Source organism: uncultured Megamonas sp., assembly GCF_958438645.1.
In the GTDB taxonomy this organism is placed as follows: Bacteria; Bacillota; Negativicutes; order Selenomonadales; family Selenomonadaceae; genus Megamonas.
This window is the reverse complement of sequence record NZ_CAUBSM010000003.1, coordinates 88,296-106,863: the sequence shown is the minus strand read 5'-3', so window position 1 is coordinate 106,863 and position 18,568 is coordinate 88,296. Positions and strand designations below refer to the sequence as shown.

The following is an 18,568-nucleotide window of genomic DNA, read 5'->3' as shown; positions in this document are numbered from 1 at the left end:
ATATAAAAGGGGGAAAATTTTATGCGAATGAACGGCGCTCAAGCAATTATCGAATGTTTGAAAAAGGAAAATGTAAATCTTGTTTTTGGTTATCCTGGTGGTGCTGTTTTAACTTTATATGATGCTTTATATCAAAATAAATTTCCTCATATCTTAACTAAACATGAACAAGGTGCTATCCATGCAGCAGATGGATATGCCCGTTCTAGTGGTAAAGTTGGGGTATGTTTTGCTACATCTGGCCCAGGTGCTGCAAATTTGATTACAGGTATTGCGACAGCAAATATAGACTCCATTCCTATCGTTTGTATCACAGGACAAGTTGCCACTCATCTAATCGGTAAAGATTCTTTCCAAGAAGCTGATGTATGCGGTATCACTGCTCCTGTAACTAAACATAATTATTTGATAAAAAAAGTTAGTGATTTACCACGAGTATTTAAAGAAGCATTTCATATTGCTTCCACAGGTAGACCAGGTCCTGTTGTCATTGATATTGCTAAAGATGTATTCGAAGCTGAAATAGATTTTGAATATCCTGATAAAGTAAATCTTCCAGGATACAAATTACAAAAAGATGGCAATACAGAAGAAATTGATAATTTAATCGAAGCTGTGAAAAATGCTGAAAAACCTGTTTTATTCGTTGGTGGCGGTGTCATTTCTTCAAATACTTCTGCATATATTAGACAATTAACCGAAATAACTGGTATTCCTGTTGTCGAAAGTCTCATGGGTAGAGGTTCTGTACCTTGCGATCAAATGGAATCTTTAGGCATGGTTGGTATGCATGGCACTTATACAGCTAATATGGCAGTAATGGAATGTGATTTATTAATCAGTTTTGGTGTACGTTTTGATGATCGTGTTACAGGTAAAGTTTCAGAATTTGCACCTAATGCCAAAATTGCTCATTTTGAAATCGATAGTGCAGAAATAAATAAAAATGTACATGTAGATTATCCTGTAATTGGTGATTTACGTTGGTCATTGCCTCTATTCACTGCTAAATTATCCATAGTCGGTTCACAATTAAAAGAACAATACAAACCTTGGCGTGATTATATTTTCGATATGAAAAAATATAATCCATTATTATATCGCAATGATGATAATTTAATTATGCCAGAAAATATAATCACTGCTATTAGTGAAATCTGTGATGATGACACAATTGTAGTAACTGATGTTGGTCAACATCAAATGTGGGCTGCACAATATTACAATTTACAAAAATCCCGCAAATTCATCACTTCTGGTGGACTTGGTACAATGGGATTTGGTCTTCCTGCTGCTATTGGTGCTAAACTTGCTAATCCAGATAAAAAAGTAGTTTTATTTACAGGTGATGGTAGTATCATGATGAACTGTCAAGAATTTGCTACTGTTGCTGATTATAATTTAGATATAAAAGTAGTTGTACTCAATAACCATATGCTTGGCATGGTTGCTCAATGGCAACGTATGTTCTACAATCACCATTATTCCCATTCTGTATTAAGAGGTAAAACTGATTTAGTAAAATTGGCTCAGGCTATGGGCGTAAATGGTTATCGCATTGATAATAAAACTACATTTAACGAAGAATTAGCAAATTATATTAATAGCGATGGAGCTTGTCTCATTGATATATTAATTCCAGATGAAGAAAATGTATTCCCTATGGTTCCCGCTGGTGGACGACTTGATCAAATGGTATTGGAGGCAGAACAATGAATTATCAATTAACACTATTAGCTGAAGATACTCCTGGAGTATTAAGCCATATTGTTTCTCTTATCAGCAGACGTTCATTCAATATCAATACTTTATCTGTAGGCTATACAGAAGAAGAACATGTTACTAGAATGAGCTTTGTTTTAACTGCCGATAGTGAAGATGAAGTAGAACAAGTTATGAAGCAAATCAACAAACTCATTAATGTAATAAAAATAGTTAATTTGACTCATATTGATTCAATCAATCGCGAACTTGTGATGATAAAAGTAAAAGCTGATCCTATAACTAGAAATGATATTGTAAATATAGTAAATATTTTCCGTGCTAAAATAGTTGATATCAATCGCGAAACACTCGTTATTGAATTAACTGGTGATCATACAAAAATCGATGCACTTTGTGAAATGCTTGCAGATTATGAAGTAATTGAAGTAGCTAGAACTGGTACACTCACTATGTCACGTGGTCCTGTTCCTGTAAAAAATATGTAATATATAAGATAAAGACATTCTTTTTTATAAATTTTAAATTTAAATTACACATAAAGGAGAATGTCTTTTTTATTTTCTTCAAATAAAAAGAGTACAGATTATTTTTCTGTACTCTTTATTTATTTAATTATTTTTCTTTTTAAACATATAACCTATAGCTAAAATTATAATCCATAATGGTAAAATAAATAAAGCATTTTGAGTATCTGGTATTTGATACATCATAAAGGCAATAAAAATTAAAAATGCAATACATAAATAATTAATAATTGGATAACCTATAGATTTAAAATGTAAATCTTTATCTTGTCCTAAAGCTGCTTTAGCTTTTCTAAATTTTAAATGAGTAACAATAATGATAAACCAACTAACAAGAACAGCTGCTACAGCAATAGAAACAAGGTACATAAAAACTTTTCCTGGGAAAAGATAATTTAAAATAACAGCTATTAAAGTAATCCCAGAAGAAATAAAAATGCCAATCATTGGTACACCATTTCTAGTAAGAGATGTTAAAATCTTTGGTGCATTACCTTGACGAGCTAAACCATAAAGCATGCGAGAATTACTATAAATGGCACTATTATAAACAGATACAGCTGCTGTTAATACTACTATATTTAATAAATTAGCTGCAGCTGGTATACCAATATTAGAGAAAATCTGTACAAATGGACTAGCTTCTAATCCTACCTCATTCCATGGATATAAAATCATCAAGACTAACAATGTACCAATGTAGAAAATAAGAATTCGCCAAATAACCTGATTTATCGCCTTAGGAATAGATTTTTGAGGCTCATCTGCTTCTCCAGCAGTAATGCCGATTAATTCTATGCCACCAAATGAGAACATGACAACAACAAGGGAAAGAGCAAGTCCCCACCAACCGTTTGGCAAATATCCACCATGACTCCAAAGATTGCTAAGATTTTCAGGAAAAGTTCCCATATCTGTGCAAATTATATATATGCCAAAAATAATCATACAACAAATTGCCACTACTTTGATAATAGCTGTACAAAATTCAAATTCACCATATAATTTTACATTAATTAAATTAATTGCAGTAATTACAATTAAACAAATGAGAGCAGAAAGCCATTGAGGTACATCTGGTAACCAATAATTTATATAAATACCTACAGCAGTTAATTCTACCATGCTTACAATAACATAATTCATCCAATAATTCCAACCAGATAAAAAGCCGATAAATTCATGCCAATAAGTATTTGCATAAGAACTAAATGAACCTGAAACTGGATTATCTACAGCCATCTCTCCAAGCATACGCATGATAAAAAATATTACACAGCCACCAATTAAATAAGATAGTGAAATAGCAGGTCCAGCAAGTTGGATTGTTGAGGCAGAACCATAAAAAAGACCTGTACCAATAGCACCACCTAAAGCGATCATTTGCAAATGACGATTTTTTAAACCACGCTTTAAGCTTTGCTGTGAATTTGTTTTCATCCTAAATCCCTCCATCTTTTAAAGAAGATAGTTAATTAAAAACCCTGTAGGTTTTCTATTCCTACAGGGTTTAATTAATGGTAGTACAAATAGATGTTACTATTATACACTATTTTATTTATAATTTAAAAGACCTTTTTCACCAGCAACGACATTTTGTCCAATTTTAAAGACTTCAACCTTATTATTGCCAGTAAAAGCAATAGGAGAAACGAGTGATTTACCTGCTTCTTGTACAGCATCTAAATCCACAATTACTAAAACATCACCTTGTTTTACTTCATCACCGACTTTTACATTTGAAGAAAAGCCTTCGCCTTCCATTTCTACAGTATCAATTCCAATATGAATTAATACTTCTGTGCCATCTTCTTTAGATTCTAGACCAAAAGCATGACCTGTAGGAAAAGCTGCTGTTACTTTAGCATCGAATGGTGCAATGATTTTTCCATCTGTCAATTCAATACCACAACCATCACCCATCATTTTTTGAGCAAAAGCTGGATCTGGAATGTCTTCCATAGCTACTACTTTACCCGTCATAGGTGAAATAAAATTTTTCTCGTTTGATTGAAATAATTTTGAAAATAATCCCATTTATTTATCCTCCAAAAAATTAAATATTCTACTTAGGTTTTTTATTTATTATATACTAAGCCACTATTATATTGCAATAAATATTCTAAATCATCATTAATTTTTGCAATTTATTTTCAAATTTATTAATAAAAAAAGACTTAATTTTATTATACAACAAAATTAAGTCTTTTAGGTTAAATATATTGAATTAAAGATTTGATTACCATCTGCAATCTTCACGATGATTATGATGATGTCTACCGCCACCATTTCTCCAACCATCGCCATTACCATTTCCATTACCGTTACCATAATAGCCACAGCCATAACCATCGCCATCACAGAGAGCTTGTCTTTCTTCGATAGAAGCTAAAATTCTATCAGCTTGTTCTTGAGTAAGTCTACCATCTGCTACACGTGCTGCTAACTGATCTTTTCTAAGTTCTAAAACTTCTGTTTTGAATTCATCTAGTTTACCAGCTTCTTTAGCAATAGTACCAAAAGATTTACCTGTATCATGTCTTTCATCAATAACACTTTCTACACTACGACCAGTGAGTCCAGCAACGATTTCAGCTGGGCTATTGTAAGCAGAAGCTGCAAAAGCTGTTGTTGCCACTGTCAAAGCTAATAATCCTGTGATAATGATTTTCTTTAAGTTTTTCATATTTATTCCTCCTAACGTATCTCTTATCTTTGATTATATTGTAACAAGACTTTTTGTCAAAATTATGTCTTTTTTGTTTTATTTTAAAGGTATTTTAAAAATAAATTTTGCTCCACCATCAGGATTATTTCGAGCTATTAAATCTATATTGTGTCTTTCAGCAATTTGTTTCGCTATAGCTAAACCTAAACCTGTACCCACTTTATTATGTTCTCCATGAGTTTTATAAAACCTATCAAATATATGAGGTAAATCTTTTTCATTTATGCCAATTCCATAATCGCGAATAACAATTGTATCATCTTGAACTAAAACATCTACCTTGTTATTTTCAGATGAAAATTTAATAGCATTATCTAAGATAATCAAAAACATTTGACGAAGTCTTCCATAATCGCCAGAAATTTTCAGATTAGGATTTTTTAGGTCAATATTTATAGAAACATTTTTATTTTTTGCAATTTGCCTTGCACTTCTGACGACATCAGAAATAACATCATTCAGATTTAAATCTTGTTTTTCAATCGCAAAATCTGGATTTTGTAATCTGGATAAATCAAGCAAATCCCCTACTAATCTTTGCAAAAATTTAGCTTCATTTAACATCTGTAAATGATATTCATCTATTTGCTTAGGATCTGTGATAATCTTATCACAGAGTGCTTCTAAAGAGCCTCGAATAACTGTAACTGGTGTCCTAAGTTCGTGAGATATATTAGAAACAAAATCTTTTCGCATCTGTTCAAGTTTTAAACTCTCTTTACTAGCTTCATCCAAACGAACGGCCAATAAATCCATCACATTTGCCAATTGTCCTACTTCATCTTTTTGTTTTATATTGCATTTGGCTTGGTAATTACCTTCAGCCAATTGCATTGCCACAGATTTCATCCTTGTCAAAGGTTTGGTGAAAAAATAAGAAAAAATTATAGATAAAGCTAAGACGATGATAAGAGCTAAAATTATACTTATACCTAATATCATAATTCCTTGATAAATTCCATCAGTAGTTCCTTCTATAGGTGAGTGCAGTAATACCGCTCCCCAAACTTTGCCATTCGCATCTTTTATAGGAACACCTACCGTTAAAGTTAACTGAGATAAAACGTCACTAAAGCCTTCACTAAATACAGTTTTATCTTGGAATACCTCTTTGATCACTTCACTAGCATTTGGTGGCAATTCTGAAAACGTATAATTGACATGCATCATTTTATGGTGTTGCATATTCTTCGGTGTGATGACATTCATATTTTCATCTACTATCCAGACATTATAACCCATGATTTCACTGCTAAAATATAAATGAGCACCATATCCCATACCGCCATATCGTCTACCTGTGGACAAAGATTGAGCTAAAGATTGAGCATAATTTTCCAATTGGGTTTTATGTAAATCTACAGTATATTGTTTAAATAATACTAAGAATATACCACTGATTATTATAGAAAAGATTATCAATGCTATAGCAAAATTTAAACTCAGCTTTAACGCTATTTTATTGTTTAACATCGTCAATTACCTCAAATTTATAACCGACTCCCCAAATAGTTTTTATCTCCCATTTAGGATGAGGATATTTTTCCAATTTTGCACGTAATCTTTTTATATGACTATCCACTGTTCTACTATCACCGATATAATCATAACCCCATAATTTATTCAATAACATATCTCGAGAAAAAACTCTATCTTTTTTAGTAGCTAAAGTCCATAAGATTTCAATCTCTTTTTTAGTTAATGATAATATTTTCCCATCTATACTAACTGTATAATCTGCCAAATTTATTTTTAAATTATCATAAATAAAAATCTGTGAATTTTCTTCTCTAGGTTTAATGCGTCTTAAAATAGCTTTTATCCTAGCCATAATTTCTCCTGGTGAAAATGGCTTTACAATATAATCATCAGCACCGATTTCCAGTCCCATAATTTTTTCAAAATCTTCTCCACGAGCAGTAATCATTATAATCGGTACATTTGAAGTTTTACGAATCACTCTACAAACTTCGAAACCATCTATTTTAGGCATCATTACATCTAATAAGATAATATCAGGCTGTTCTTTTTCAAATATATCAATAGCTTCTTGACCATCAATAGCCACGACTGTTTGATAGCCTTCTTTTTTAGCATAAGCTTCTAAAATAGAAATGATTTGTTTGTTATCATCTACAATTAATACTTTCATAAAAAACACCTCTATTATTTATTGTTAATCATGTAAAATTCTATAAAAAAAGTGCATAAGAATAAGTAAATATCTTATCCTTACACACTTTTAGCTTACCTTATTTTTATTTCATATACAAGGCTAATCATATAGTTTTATGCTTTTTCTGGAGTAGAAATCGTAGGTTCATCAATTATAGCATCTGATTTAACATCTTCATTTTTTAAATCATTTGTAGCAAGATTTTCTTTTTCTTCTGTTGTCTGTTTTTCTTCTTTAACATCGCAAACACCATCTAAGCTACCAGTTTCCATGATGATTTTTAAATCTTTTTCTTCAAGTGTTTCTTTTTCCATCAAAGCTTTAGCGATTAAATGAAGTTTATCTATATTTTCGATTAATAATTTACGACACTCATCATAAGCCTCTTCGATATAACGACGAACTTCTTTATCAATAGCACAAGCTACATCTTCACTGTAATTGCGTTGATTATTGAAATCACGACCTAAAAATACTTGATGATCTTGTCCATCACCAAAAGCGATAGGACCTAACACATCACTCATACCATATTGAGTAATCATGCTACGAACTAGACCAGAAGCTTGCTGAATATCATTAGAAGCACCTGTACTGATTTCTTTGAGTACAACTTCTTCAGCTACACGACCACCGAGCATAGTTTTTAATCTATCAAGTAATTCTCCACGTGTTGCATAAGAGCGATCTTCTTTAGGTAACATTAAAGTATAACCGCCAGCTCTACCACGAGGAATAATTGTTACTTTATGCACAGGATCAGCATTTGGCAATAATAAACCAATTAAAGCGTGACCACCTTCATGATATGCAGTAAGACGTTTTTCACGTTCACTGATTACTTTAGATTTACGTTCTGGGCCTGCGATTACGCGTTCAATGGATTCTTCTAAAGAATTCATTGAAATAGTCTTTTTATTTCTACGTGCAGATAAAAGTGCAGCTTCATTTACAAGATTGCTTAAATCTGCTCCTGTAAAACCTGGTGTACGACGAGCTAATACATTTAAATTAACATCATTATCCACAGGTTTTCCTTTTGTATGAACTTTTAAAATAGCTTCACGACCACGAACATCTGGTCTATCAACAACGATTTGTCTATCGAAACGTCCTGGACGTAAAAGAGCTGGATCTAAGATATCCGGTCTATTTGTAGCTGCGATAATGATAATGCCTTCATTAGCAGCGAAACCATCCATTTCAACGAGTAATTGGTTAAGAGTTTGTTCACGTTCATCATGACCACCGCCTAAACCAGCACCACGTTGACGACCTACAGCATCAATTTCATCGATAAAAACAATACATGGAGCGTTTTTCTTAGCCTGTTCAAATAAATCACGCACACGAGAAGCTCCGACGCCGACAAACATTTCTACGAAATCAGAACCACTGATAGTGAAAAATGGAACACCTGCTTCACCAGCTACAGCTTTTGCAAGTAAAGTTTTACCTGTACCTGGAGGGCCAAATAATAACACACCTTTTGGGATTCTTGCACCGAGGTCATTGAATTTCTTTGGATGTTTTAAGAATTCTACAACTTCAGCAAGTTCCTGTTTTGCTTCATCAGCACCAGCAACATCACTGAATGTAACTTTTACTTTGCCATCGCCCATCATTTTAGCACGACTTTTACCAAAGCTCATTACACGGCTACCGCCACCTTGTGATTGTTGCATGATGAAAAACCATACACCAATGAGTAAAAGCATAGGAAGTAAAGAAGAAAATAATGTTGTCCACCATGGAGTTTCTGGTGGATTTTCTGCTTTTATATCCACACCATTATCTCGAAGAGTTTTTACAAGTTCATCATCACCATTTGGATAACCAGGTGTAATTGTTGTAAACTCTGTACCGTCTTTCAATGTACCTTTAATGTTGCTATTTTGCATTACAACTTTAGCTACATTTTTGTCATCGACTTGTTTTACAAATTCAGTGTAATTTATTTCTTGTTTATCGCTTGTATCTACTGAAAAATGATCAATTACAGTTATTGCTACAAGAATGATTAACAAGTAAAAACCCACATTCCTCAAAAATTTATTCAATCTTATGCCTCCTCATAGCATTGTCTTCAAATCATAATGATTAATTATATCATATAAATTAGCCAATTAATAGCGAATCTATCTGAATATCTTTATTTTGTATATACTTCTGGTTTTAAGATACCAATATAAGGCAAATTACGATATTTGCTATCGTAATCCAATCCATAGCCAACTAAAAATTCATTAGGTACTTCAAATCCTACATAATCAACTTTAACATCAACTTCTCTGCGTTCTGGTTTATTTAATAATGCACATAATTTTACGCTAGCAGGATGACGAGATTCCATATTTTTTAATAAATAAGATAATGTAAGACCAGAATCTACGATATCTTCAATGATGATAACGTGTTTTCCTTCAATACTAAAGTCTAAATCTTTTAAGATTTTAACTGCACCGCTACTAGTAGAACCTTTACCATAGCTAGAAGCTGCCATAAAATCAAAAGATACTGGAACATTTATTTCACGTACTAAATCAGCATAGAAAATAATTGCCCCTTTTAAAATACCAATAGCATAAACTTCTTTACCAGCATAATCGCGATTGATTTCAGCTGCTATTCTTTTTACACCTTCATGTAATTGCTCTTCTGTATAGAGTACACTTTGAATATCGTCTTGCATTGTTTTCATAATTTAAAACCACCTAATTATTATTTTTTAATTTTAAATATAGTATATGTTTACTATCTTTATTTATTAGATAATGAGCATCTTGTTGAATACCAGCTATCCAAATAATTCCCTTTTCATCGCAAATCAAAGGTATTTTATCTCTATCTTTTGCTGGAATTTTTCTATCAATCAAAATATCTTTGATTTTTTTACTACCTTGCATTCCCTTAGGAGTAATTCTATCACCATTTTTTCTAGTACGAATATGCAAATCTCCATTTATTTTATCCATATCAATAAAACAATGATTTCGACCAGATAATTTAATTAATTTATCTACCTTCTCAATTATTAAAGATTGTTCATAAGGCAATTTTATTTCTTTTTGACCAAAAAGTAAACTTAAATCTATTTTTAGTGAAAGATTTTGCTCTTTTTCAATCGATTTATTTAAATTAGTATTTTGTTTAGTGAAAATAAATTGATCATAACTTATATTTACATATAAATTTTGAGGTAATTGCAATACTGAACTAGTATGTCCATTGTATAAAAACTTATCGATTTTATCAATATGCACAAAACTAATATTTTCTAAATTACTTTGAAGTTTTTGAATGATATATCTATATAGAGCTGTTCTAATGGCTTTATGCTCTTTTTTTAAATCTGAAATACCAATTGTAATTTCAGTATTATTTTGCTCATTTATATTGACATTCGTTTTTTGTGTATAGAAATCTTTAACATAATAATCTATAAAATCATGCTCTTGTGCAATAATTTTAGCACTATTACAGATAGCTGTCACTATCTGAGGATTATATTCTTCTAATCTAGGCAACAAATCTAAACGAATTCGATTGCGTTCATAATCTAAACTATTATTTGTTTCGTCCAAACAAGGATTTAGATTTTCAACTGAGCAATACTCTTCTATTTCCTTACGATATAAGCAAAGAAAAGGTCTGATAATATCACCATTTACAGCTTTCATTCCACTGAGACCAGCAGGGCCAGCACCTCTTAGTAGATGTTGTAGTACAGTTTCTGCTTGATCATTTAGATGATGAGCTGTAACTATTTTTGTAGCATTTTCCCTTTTGGCTATCTTGCGTAAAAATTGATATCGCAATTTTCTAGCCAAAGTTTCTACAGATAATTTTTCTGTTTTTAGATGCTTTAAAACATTTAAATGTTCCATAAAAAATGGAATATTTCTTTGTTCGCAATATGTTTTTACATATTGAGCATCATTTAAAGAGCTTTCCTTGCGAATACCATGTTCAGCATGAGCCACAATAATATCTAATTCATATTTTATACGAAGTTTTAATAAGATATCCACAAGAGCTATAGAATCAGGGCCACCCGAACAGGCAATCAATAATTTATCATGAGGTTTAAATAAATTACATTCATTAGCAAATTTTTCTACTTTATTTATTATTTTTGTTATATCCATATCAATTGCAATTTCGCTCATAAAAGATACCTCAAATTATAAATTATTTAACGATTAACAAAAAGCACTCTTTAAAAAATTAAAGAGTGCTTCTTAGTTTTATTCATATTTACGAGAACCGCCACCACGGCCACCACGTTTAGAATCTGTCTTACGACGTAAATCAGTAAGTTTTTCATCACTATCTTTTAAAAACTTGGATAATTTATCTTCAAAAGAAGCGCCGCTATTATTGTGTTTACGGAAATCATTATTAAATTGCTTACGAGGAGCAGGACGATAATTATTACTCTGTGCAGGACGAGTATTTTGTTCTTCGACTTTCTTCTCCTGTAATTGTTTAATAGATAAACCTATTTTTCCATGGTCATCAACACTTAGTACTTTGACTTTAACTTTGTCTTTTTCTTTCAAAAAGTCATTTACATCTTTAACGTAAACATCTGCAACTTCAGAGATATGTACTAAACCAACTTTTCCTCCAGGTAACTCAACAAAAGCGCCAAATTTAGTAATACCTGTTACAACACCTTCTAAGATATTGCCAACTTCGATTGACATACTACTTTTATGTCCTCCTTAAGATCATTAGCATAATTAGCTTTAAGCTTTTATTATTATAACCTTGCAAAACAAATAGTGTCAACAAAATGTTATTCTTTTTCTTCAGAAATATATGGCACTTCTCCTGGTTTTGTCATTCCTAATTCTTCACGTGCAACTTTTTCTATATATTCAGTTGTATTCAACTTATTTTTTTCTGTGGTTAATTCTTCGTTTATCTGTTTAGCTTTATTTAAACGTTCCTCAGCTATGATGGTTTGATCTTTTACTTGGCTTAAATACATTTCTTGTTTTATGATAATAAAACCCAAGTAAACAATCATTATAACAAAGGAAAAAATAATAAATCTTTCTATTATTTTTCTAATCATGTCTTCACCTATCGATTATTATAAAATCTTTCTTTATTCTAATCCTAGCATATTGGCGATAATATCTGCTATATTATCAGAAGCATATGGTTTTTTTAGCATTTTAGCATTTGCTCTGAGTTTTGGCAAGATAGTTGCGTCTGATAAAACCTCACGAACTACAGCATCTAAAGTATCTTGATGTTTTACCCAAATAGCTGCACCATTATCAGAAACAAATTTTGCATTATCCATTTCAGGTCCTGGTATAGGATCATGCAATATCATCGGCAATTCTCTTGTCAATGCTTCACTGATGGTGAGTGCTCCTGGTTTACTGATTAAAAATGTAGCTACAGACATGAATTCTTGTATATTATGGGAATAACCCCAAACGAAAACCTTATGTTTAGAATGCTGAGCATATTCATTCATTTCTGACCATAAAGATACATTAGCACCTGTGATGACAAGGATTTGAATATCTTTTTTCAAGCGTTCTAGTTGATAAAGAGCATTTTTTACGCCACCTAGACCAAGACCGCCACCCATTAATAATGCCACAGGTTTATCTTCATCTAATTTAAATTTAGCTAATAAATCTTTTCTATCATAATCTAGACGAAAATTATAACCAACTGGAATTCCCGTGGAAAAAATACGTTCTTCTAATAGGCCTTGATTTACCATATCTCTTTTTAACAAATCATTAGCAGTAAAATAAATATCTATATTTTTATATAACCAAAATTGATGTACACAAAAATCCGTCATTACAGTAATTAAAGGAATATTAATTTCACCTGTTTGTTTCAAATAAGAGGCTGCTGCACAAGGAAATGGATGCGTGCAAATCACCATATCTGCTTCATATTTCTTGATAAGTTCACGCATATCTTTTTTCATGGCATGAGCAAATACAGATTGTATAGTGCTACCTTTAGTGGAATCAGAAGTAAATTTATAAAAAAATTCATATACACTAGGTGTATGATCTAACATTTTTAAATATATATCTTTGACTAAACTATTAAAATAGGCTGTTTCGGTTGACATAAAGTCAATTACATTTACTTTATTGGTAGGATATTTTCTTTTTATCGCCTCCGCAACAGCATTGGCAGCCTTATTATGACCAGACCCCATTGACGCTGTAACAACAAGAATATTTTTACCTGACATATTTTTATCCTCCAGCTTTTAATTACTCTAAAAAATTATCATCAAAAATCAGAGTAATTTGTCGATTTTAGTAGTAAAAACTACCTTTAATATTTTTAATATAAATTAATTTAATAATATTTATACATTAAATACGCATTAATGTTATGTATTTTTTATAATAATTTACATTTTATCATATTCATTTTATACTGTAAAACAAATAACAATTAATTACTTGTAAAAAGTAATTAAATTTTATCTATGAGTTTTATAAAAAAAATAAAAAGGAGGTTTTATCAATTTATGAATAAACGATGGGAAATGCTTCCTATTGATGAAAAAAAGCAAATGACTTTAGCCAAAGAATTGCATATATCATCTAGTTTAGCGGAAATCTTAACTAAAAAAAATTTAGATGTAAAATCTGCAAATATCTTCCTACACCCTGAAAACATACCCTATCATGATCCTTTTTTATTAAAAGATATGCAAAAAGCTTGTGAACGATTATTATTAGCTTTAAAAAATAAAGAAAAAATTTGTATCTATGGAGATTATGATGTCGATGGCGTAAGCTCTACTGCTCTTTTGATGAAAGTTTTTACCAAATTAGGTTTTCAAATTGATTATTATTTACCTGATCGTCATAGTGAAGGATATGGTTTGCATATAGAGTCTTTGGAAAAATTAATACCTAAATATGATTTGTTAATCACTGTAGATTGTGGCATTACAGCCTTAGAAGAAGTAGCATATGCTAAAGACAAAATAGATATAATCATCACAGATCATCACTTACCACGAGAAATATTGCCAGAAGCATTAGCAGTTATCAATCCTACACAGATACAATGTAATTATCCCAATAAAAATCTTTGTGGAGTAGGTGTCGCTTTTAAACTTTGCCAAGGAATATATCAAAGCCTAGGCAAAAATATTGAAGAATTAGAAAACTATCTAGATATAGTCGCTTTAGGTACAGTAGCAGATATAGTTCCTTTAATTGACGAAAATAGACGTATTGTCAAAAAAGGTTTAGCTAATATTCAAAATTTAGGTATAAAGACTTTAATTGATATTTGTAACTATGATGAAACAGCAATTAATACTGGTCATATTGGATTTGGTGTAGCACCTCGTCTAAATGCCGCTGGAAGATTGACTCATGCCAGTATTGCCGTTGAATTATTATTAGCTGTTGATAAAAATATCGCTCATGAAAAAGCATTATATTTAGATGATGAAAATAGACAACGTCAAGAAATTATCGAAGATATTTTTCATGAAGCAATTATAAAAATCGAACAAAATCATCTTCAAGAAAATAAAGTAATCATAGTTGTAGGCGAAAATTGGCATGAAGGTGTCATCGGTATAGCAGCTTCTCGCCTCCAAGAAAAATATTATCGACCAATAATAATCATCGCTACAAAAGATCATATTGGTAAAGCCTCTTGTCGCAGTATTGATGGATTTCATATGAAAAATGCTTTAACTTATTGTGAACAGGATTTAATGGTTTATGGTGGTCATTCAAAAGCAGCAGGCTTTACGATTGATTTGGCTAAATTAGATGATTTTATCTCACATATGCAAATATATGCTGAAGAAAATTTATCCCCAGAAGACTTAATACCGATATATCAAGTAGAAAATGTACTTACTCCGCAGGATATAACTTTAGATTTTATCGAAGAATTATCCCTTCTTGAACCATTCGGTATGGGAAATCCTAAACCGCTATTTGTATGTCAAAATCTTTTAGTAACAAAAGCCATGAAAATGGGAAGAGAAAATAATCACCTTCGTTTTAATTTTAATTATAAAGATGTGCAATATAGTGCTGTTGGCTGGCATATGGCAGATTTTGCTGATAATATTATAGATAAATATGTGGATATTTTATTTCAACCAGAATTAAATCACTGGAATGACCGTACTTATCTACAATTTAAATTAAATGATTTACGTTTAAGCAAGCATAAAATTTCATATTTAGAGGAGTTCCCACCATATGATATTATAGGTAAAATCTATCTTTGCTTACGTAGACAAGAGAAAATAACAGGAAAAAATATTTTTTTTGTTGAAGAATGTCAAAATCTATTGAAACAACTTTATAATATTTATTTATCTGATCATGCTTTAAAGCAATGTTTAATTATCTTAGAAGAAATAGCTATTTTAAATGTAAAACAAGATAAAATATATTTATTGGCATTGCCACAACAAAAATTGGATATACGAAAATCACAAACTTTTGCTAAACGATTTAATTTACAAAAGCTTTAAATACCTTGATAAATTGACTTGAAATAATTTATTATATATAATTATAGAAGTTTTTTTTATTAGAAATAAATCAAATTTTTAACTGAAAATATTGGAGGTAGATTAGTTTGAAGTACATGAGCGGAAAAGAACTCCGTAGAAGATACCTTGACTTTTTTGTCAAAAATGGACATTTGGAACTTCCTAGTGCATCTTTAATTCCAAAAGATGACCCTAGTTTATTGATGATTGGTGCTGGTATGGCTCCTTTTAAAGCTTATTTCACAGGAAAAATGACTCCACCTCGTACACGTATCACTACAAGTCAACGTTGCGTACGTACTGGTGATATTGAAAACGTAGGTCGTACAGCTCGTCACCATACTTATTTTGAAATGCTTGGTAATTTCTCTTTTGGTGATTATTTCAAATATGATGCTATTAAATGGGCTTGGGAATTCTTAACTGGAGAATTGGAACTTCCAAAAGATAAACTTTGGGCTACAATCTATCCTGATGATGATGAAGCATACAAAATTTGGACAACAGAAACAGATATCAATCCAGAACATATCGTTAAATTAGAAGATAATTTCTGGGAAATCGGTACTGGTCCATGCGGTCCTGACTCTGAAATTTTCATTGATCTCGGTGAAGAACGTGGCTGTGGTAGCCCTACTTGTGGCGTTGGCTGTGATTGCGACCGTTATCTTGAAATCTGGAACCTTGTATTCACTCAATATGATCGTACTGAAGATGGCAAATATAATCCACTTGTACATAAAAACATTGATACAGGTTGTGGTCTTGAACGTCTTGCTTCAGTATTACAAAATAAACCTTCCAACTTTGAAACAGATTTAATGTTCCCTATCATTGAATATGCTAGCAAAGTTGCCAATAAAGAATATGGCAAAGATAAAGAAACAGATATTTCTTTAAAAGTTATTGCTGACCATGCTAGAAGTATTTCCTTCATGGTTATGGATGGTATACTACCTTCTAATGAAGGTCGTGGCTATGTACTTCGTCGTTTATTACGTCGTGCTGTACGTCATGCTCGTATGCTTGGCATTGAAGATAAATTCTTAGCTGGTGCCGTTGATGTAGTTGCTGAAATCTACAGTGGTGTTTATGATGAACTCACAAATAGAAAAGATTATATCAAAAAAGTAATCAGCTTAGAAGAAGATCGCTTCGCTACTACACTTACTCAAGGTATGGACTTATTAAATGCTGAAATCGAAAAATTAAAAGCTGAAAATAAAACTGTACTTGATGGCGAAGTTGGCTTCAAACTCTATGATACTTATGGTTTCCCATGGGAATTAACAGATGAAATTCTTCATGAAAACAATATGACTTTAGATAAAGAAGCTTTTGATAAAGCTATGGATGAACAACGTACTCGTGCACGTAATGCTCGTGGCGAAAATAAACGTATGGATATTCCTGATTTACGTGATAGCAACATCGGCGAACTTAAAATTGATGAAAATGCTCGCCAAGCAAAAATTGTTTGCATTTGGAAAGATGCTAAAACTACAGATAGCCTTGAAGACGGCGATGAAGCTGGTATTATCTTAGACGTTACTCCATTTTATGCTGAAGGTGGCGGACAAGAAGGTGATATCGGTAGCTTAAAAACAGATATGGGTAAAGCTCAAGTTATCGATACTAAAAAATTACCTGATGGTTCCGTATATAATATCGTTCATGTAACAGAAGGTAGTCTTCGTATTGGCGATACTGTAGAAATAACTGTAGATATGGAAAATAAACTCGCTTCTGCACGTAACCATACAGCAACACATCTTTTACAAGCTGCTTTAAAACGTGTTGTAGGCAATCATATCAATCAGGCTGGTTCTGCAGTAAATGCTCATCATTTACGCTTTGACTTCTCTAGCTTTGAACCAATTAATGCTGAACAATTACAACAAGTAGAAGAAATGGTAAATGCTGAAATCTTAAAAGGTAAAGATGTCGAAATCACTCATATGAACCAAGAAGATGCTAAAAAAGCTGGTGCTATGGCATTATTTGGTGAAAAATATGGTGATATCGTTCGCGTAGTTACTGTACCAGATTTCAGTATGGAACTTTGCGGTGGTAGCCATGTTAAAAATATCGGTCAAATCGGCATGTTCAAAATCATCGGTGAATCTGGTGTAGCTGCTGGCGTTAGACGTATTGAAGCTATCACTGGTAAAGCTGCTATTGATTATATGAATGCTAAAGCTAAACTTTTACAGACAGCTATAACAACTTTAAAAACTAACGAAAGCAATCTTTGCGATAAAATTGCAAACCTTCTTCAAGAAAATAAAGAAATAAAAGCTGAAATTGCTAAAGTTCAAGCTGAACGTGCTAAAGCTGATTCCAATAAATTATTAATGGCATTAAAAGAATATAATGGTGTTAATGTAATTGTTGGTAAAATTCAAGCTGCTAACATGGATGAACTTCGTAATAGTGCAGATTTACTTTGCAACAAATTTGATAAAGCTGGTGTAGTTGTTCTTGGTGCTGTAATCAATGATAAAGTTAACTTCGTTGTAAAAGCTAACAAAGATGGCGTAGCACGTGGTCTTCATGCTGGCAAAATCATAAAAGAAGTAGCTATGGTTACTGGTGGTAATGGTGGTGGCCGTCCTGATATGGCTCAAGCCGGTGGTAAACAACCAGAAAAATTAAATGAAGCATTTGCTAAAGCTCATGAAATAATTCAATCTCAAATTAAATAAATTATATTTTATTTAAAAGATAAGAGGCTGATAATCAGCCTCTTTTTTGTTTTAAATATATTTATTATAGATGTATGCTTAATAAAAACAATTACTGTTTTTAAGATTAATTTTTTGTTATAATTAGTACATAGATTAATCTACTATATAAATATAGATATTTTGAGGTGA

At 31.7% G+C, this 18,568-nt stretch carries 15 protein-coding genes; 4 read left to right on the top strand and 11 right to left on the bottom strand.

Features of this window, described 5'->3' with window-relative positions; translation table 11 throughout:
- Nucleotides 1–21: 21 nt before the first annotated feature.
- Together ilvB and ilvN are read left to right on the top strand one after the other, a co-directional pair.
- Nucleotides 22–1,716, top strand: a complete 1,695-nt coding sequence (gene ilvB, locus Q5I67_RS03795; protein WP_296897471.1) for a biosynthetic-type acetolactate synthase large subunit — start codon at nucleotides 22–24, stop codon at nucleotides 1,714–1,716.
- Nucleotides 1,713–2,210, top strand: a complete 498-nt coding sequence (ilvN, locus tag Q5I67_RS03790; protein WP_296897473.1) for an acetolactate synthase small subunit — start codon at nucleotides 1,713–1,715, stop codon at nucleotides 2,208–2,210. Before ilvB ends, ilvN begins: the two co-directional genes overlap by 4 nt.
- A 123-nt stretch (nucleotides 2,211–2,333) precedes the next feature.
- On the opposite strand, the gene Q5I67_RS03785 is transcribed toward ilvN, so the two are convergent.
- From Q5I67_RS03785 to Q5I67_RS03735, 11 genes are all read right to left on the bottom strand, one after another.
- Nucleotides 2,334–3,689: an amino acid permease gene (locus Q5I67_RS03785; RefSeq protein ID WP_296897475.1), complete on the bottom strand. Its 1,356-nt coding sequence runs from the start codon at nucleotides 3,687–3,689 to the stop codon at nucleotides 2,334–2,336.
- Nucleotides 3,690–3,803: 114 nt separating this feature from the next.
- A complete protein-coding gene (locus tag Q5I67_RS03780) occupies nucleotides 3,804–4,286 on the bottom strand; it encodes a PTS glucose transporter subunit IIA (protein ID WP_296897477.1) in 483 nt (160 codons plus the stop codon).
- Between the two features lie 202 nt (nucleotides 4,287–4,488).
- Nucleotides 4,489–4,935, bottom strand: coding sequence for a DUF2680 domain-containing protein (locus Q5I67_RS03775; protein WP_302486397.1), 447 nt, complete (start codon nucleotides 4,933–4,935; stop codon nucleotides 4,489–4,491).
- A 78-nt stretch (nucleotides 4,936–5,013) separates the two neighbouring features.
- On the bottom strand, nucleotides 5,014–6,450 hold the full coding sequence (locus tag Q5I67_RS03770; protein ID WP_296897481.1) for a HAMP domain-containing sensor histidine kinase: 1,437 nt from the start codon (nucleotides 6,448–6,450) through the stop codon (nucleotides 5,014–5,016).
- Nucleotides 6,437–7,129, bottom strand: a complete 693-nt coding sequence (locus tag Q5I67_RS03765; RefSeq protein ID WP_296897485.1) for a response regulator transcription factor — start codon at nucleotides 7,127–7,129, stop codon at nucleotides 6,437–6,439. Before Q5I67_RS03765 ends, Q5I67_RS03770 begins: the two co-directional genes overlap by 14 nt.
- A 137-nt stretch (nucleotides 7,130–7,266) precedes the next feature.
- Complete coding sequence (ftsH, locus tag Q5I67_RS03760) at nucleotides 7,267–9,213, bottom strand: ATP-dependent zinc metalloprotease FtsH (protein ID WP_296897487.1); 1,947 nt, start codon at nucleotides 9,211–9,213, stop codon at nucleotides 7,267–7,269.
- 92 nt (nucleotides 9,214–9,305) lie between these two features.
- A complete protein-coding gene (hpt, locus tag Q5I67_RS03755) occupies nucleotides 9,306–9,854 on the bottom strand; it encodes a hypoxanthine phosphoribosyltransferase (RefSeq protein ID WP_296897489.1) in 549 nt (182 codons plus the stop codon).
- Nucleotides 9,855–9,867: 13 nt separating this feature from the next.
- Nucleotides 9,868–11,322, bottom strand: a complete 1,455-nt coding sequence (tilS, locus tag Q5I67_RS03750; protein ID WP_302486396.1) for a tRNA lysidine(34) synthetase TilS — start codon at nucleotides 11,320–11,322, stop codon at nucleotides 9,868–9,870.
- A 78-nt stretch (nucleotides 11,323–11,400) separates the two neighbouring features.
- Nucleotides 11,401–11,862, bottom strand: a complete 462-nt coding sequence (locus tag Q5I67_RS03745; protein WP_296897493.1) for a S1 domain-containing RNA-binding protein — start codon at nucleotides 11,860–11,862, stop codon at nucleotides 11,401–11,403.
- Nucleotides 11,863–11,954: 92 nt separating this feature from the next.
- A complete protein-coding gene (locus tag Q5I67_RS03740) occupies nucleotides 11,955–12,188 on the bottom strand; it encodes a septum formation initiator family protein (RefSeq protein WP_296922949.1) in 234 nt (77 codons plus the stop codon).
- 81 nt (nucleotides 12,189–12,269) lie between these two features.
- Entirely contained in the window at nucleotides 12,270–13,397 is a 1,128-nt protein-coding gene (locus Q5I67_RS03735; protein ID WP_302486395.1) for a glycosyltransferase, read from the bottom strand.
- Between the two features lie 285 nt (nucleotides 13,398–13,682).
- On the opposite strand from Q5I67_RS03735, the gene recJ reads away from it, so the two are divergent.
- Complete coding sequence (gene recJ, locus Q5I67_RS03730) at nucleotides 13,683–15,671, top strand: single-stranded-DNA-specific exonuclease RecJ (protein ID WP_302486394.1); 1,989 nt, start codon at nucleotides 13,683–13,685, stop codon at nucleotides 15,669–15,671.
- A 107-nt stretch (nucleotides 15,672–15,778) separates the two neighbouring features.
- Nucleotides 15,779–18,397 (top strand): alanine--tRNA ligase, encoded by a 2,619-nt coding sequence (gene alaS, locus Q5I67_RS03725; RefSeq protein WP_302486393.1) that lies wholly within the window; start codon nucleotides 15,779–15,781, stop codon nucleotides 18,395–18,397.
- Nucleotides 18,398–18,568: the final 171 nt, after the last annotated feature.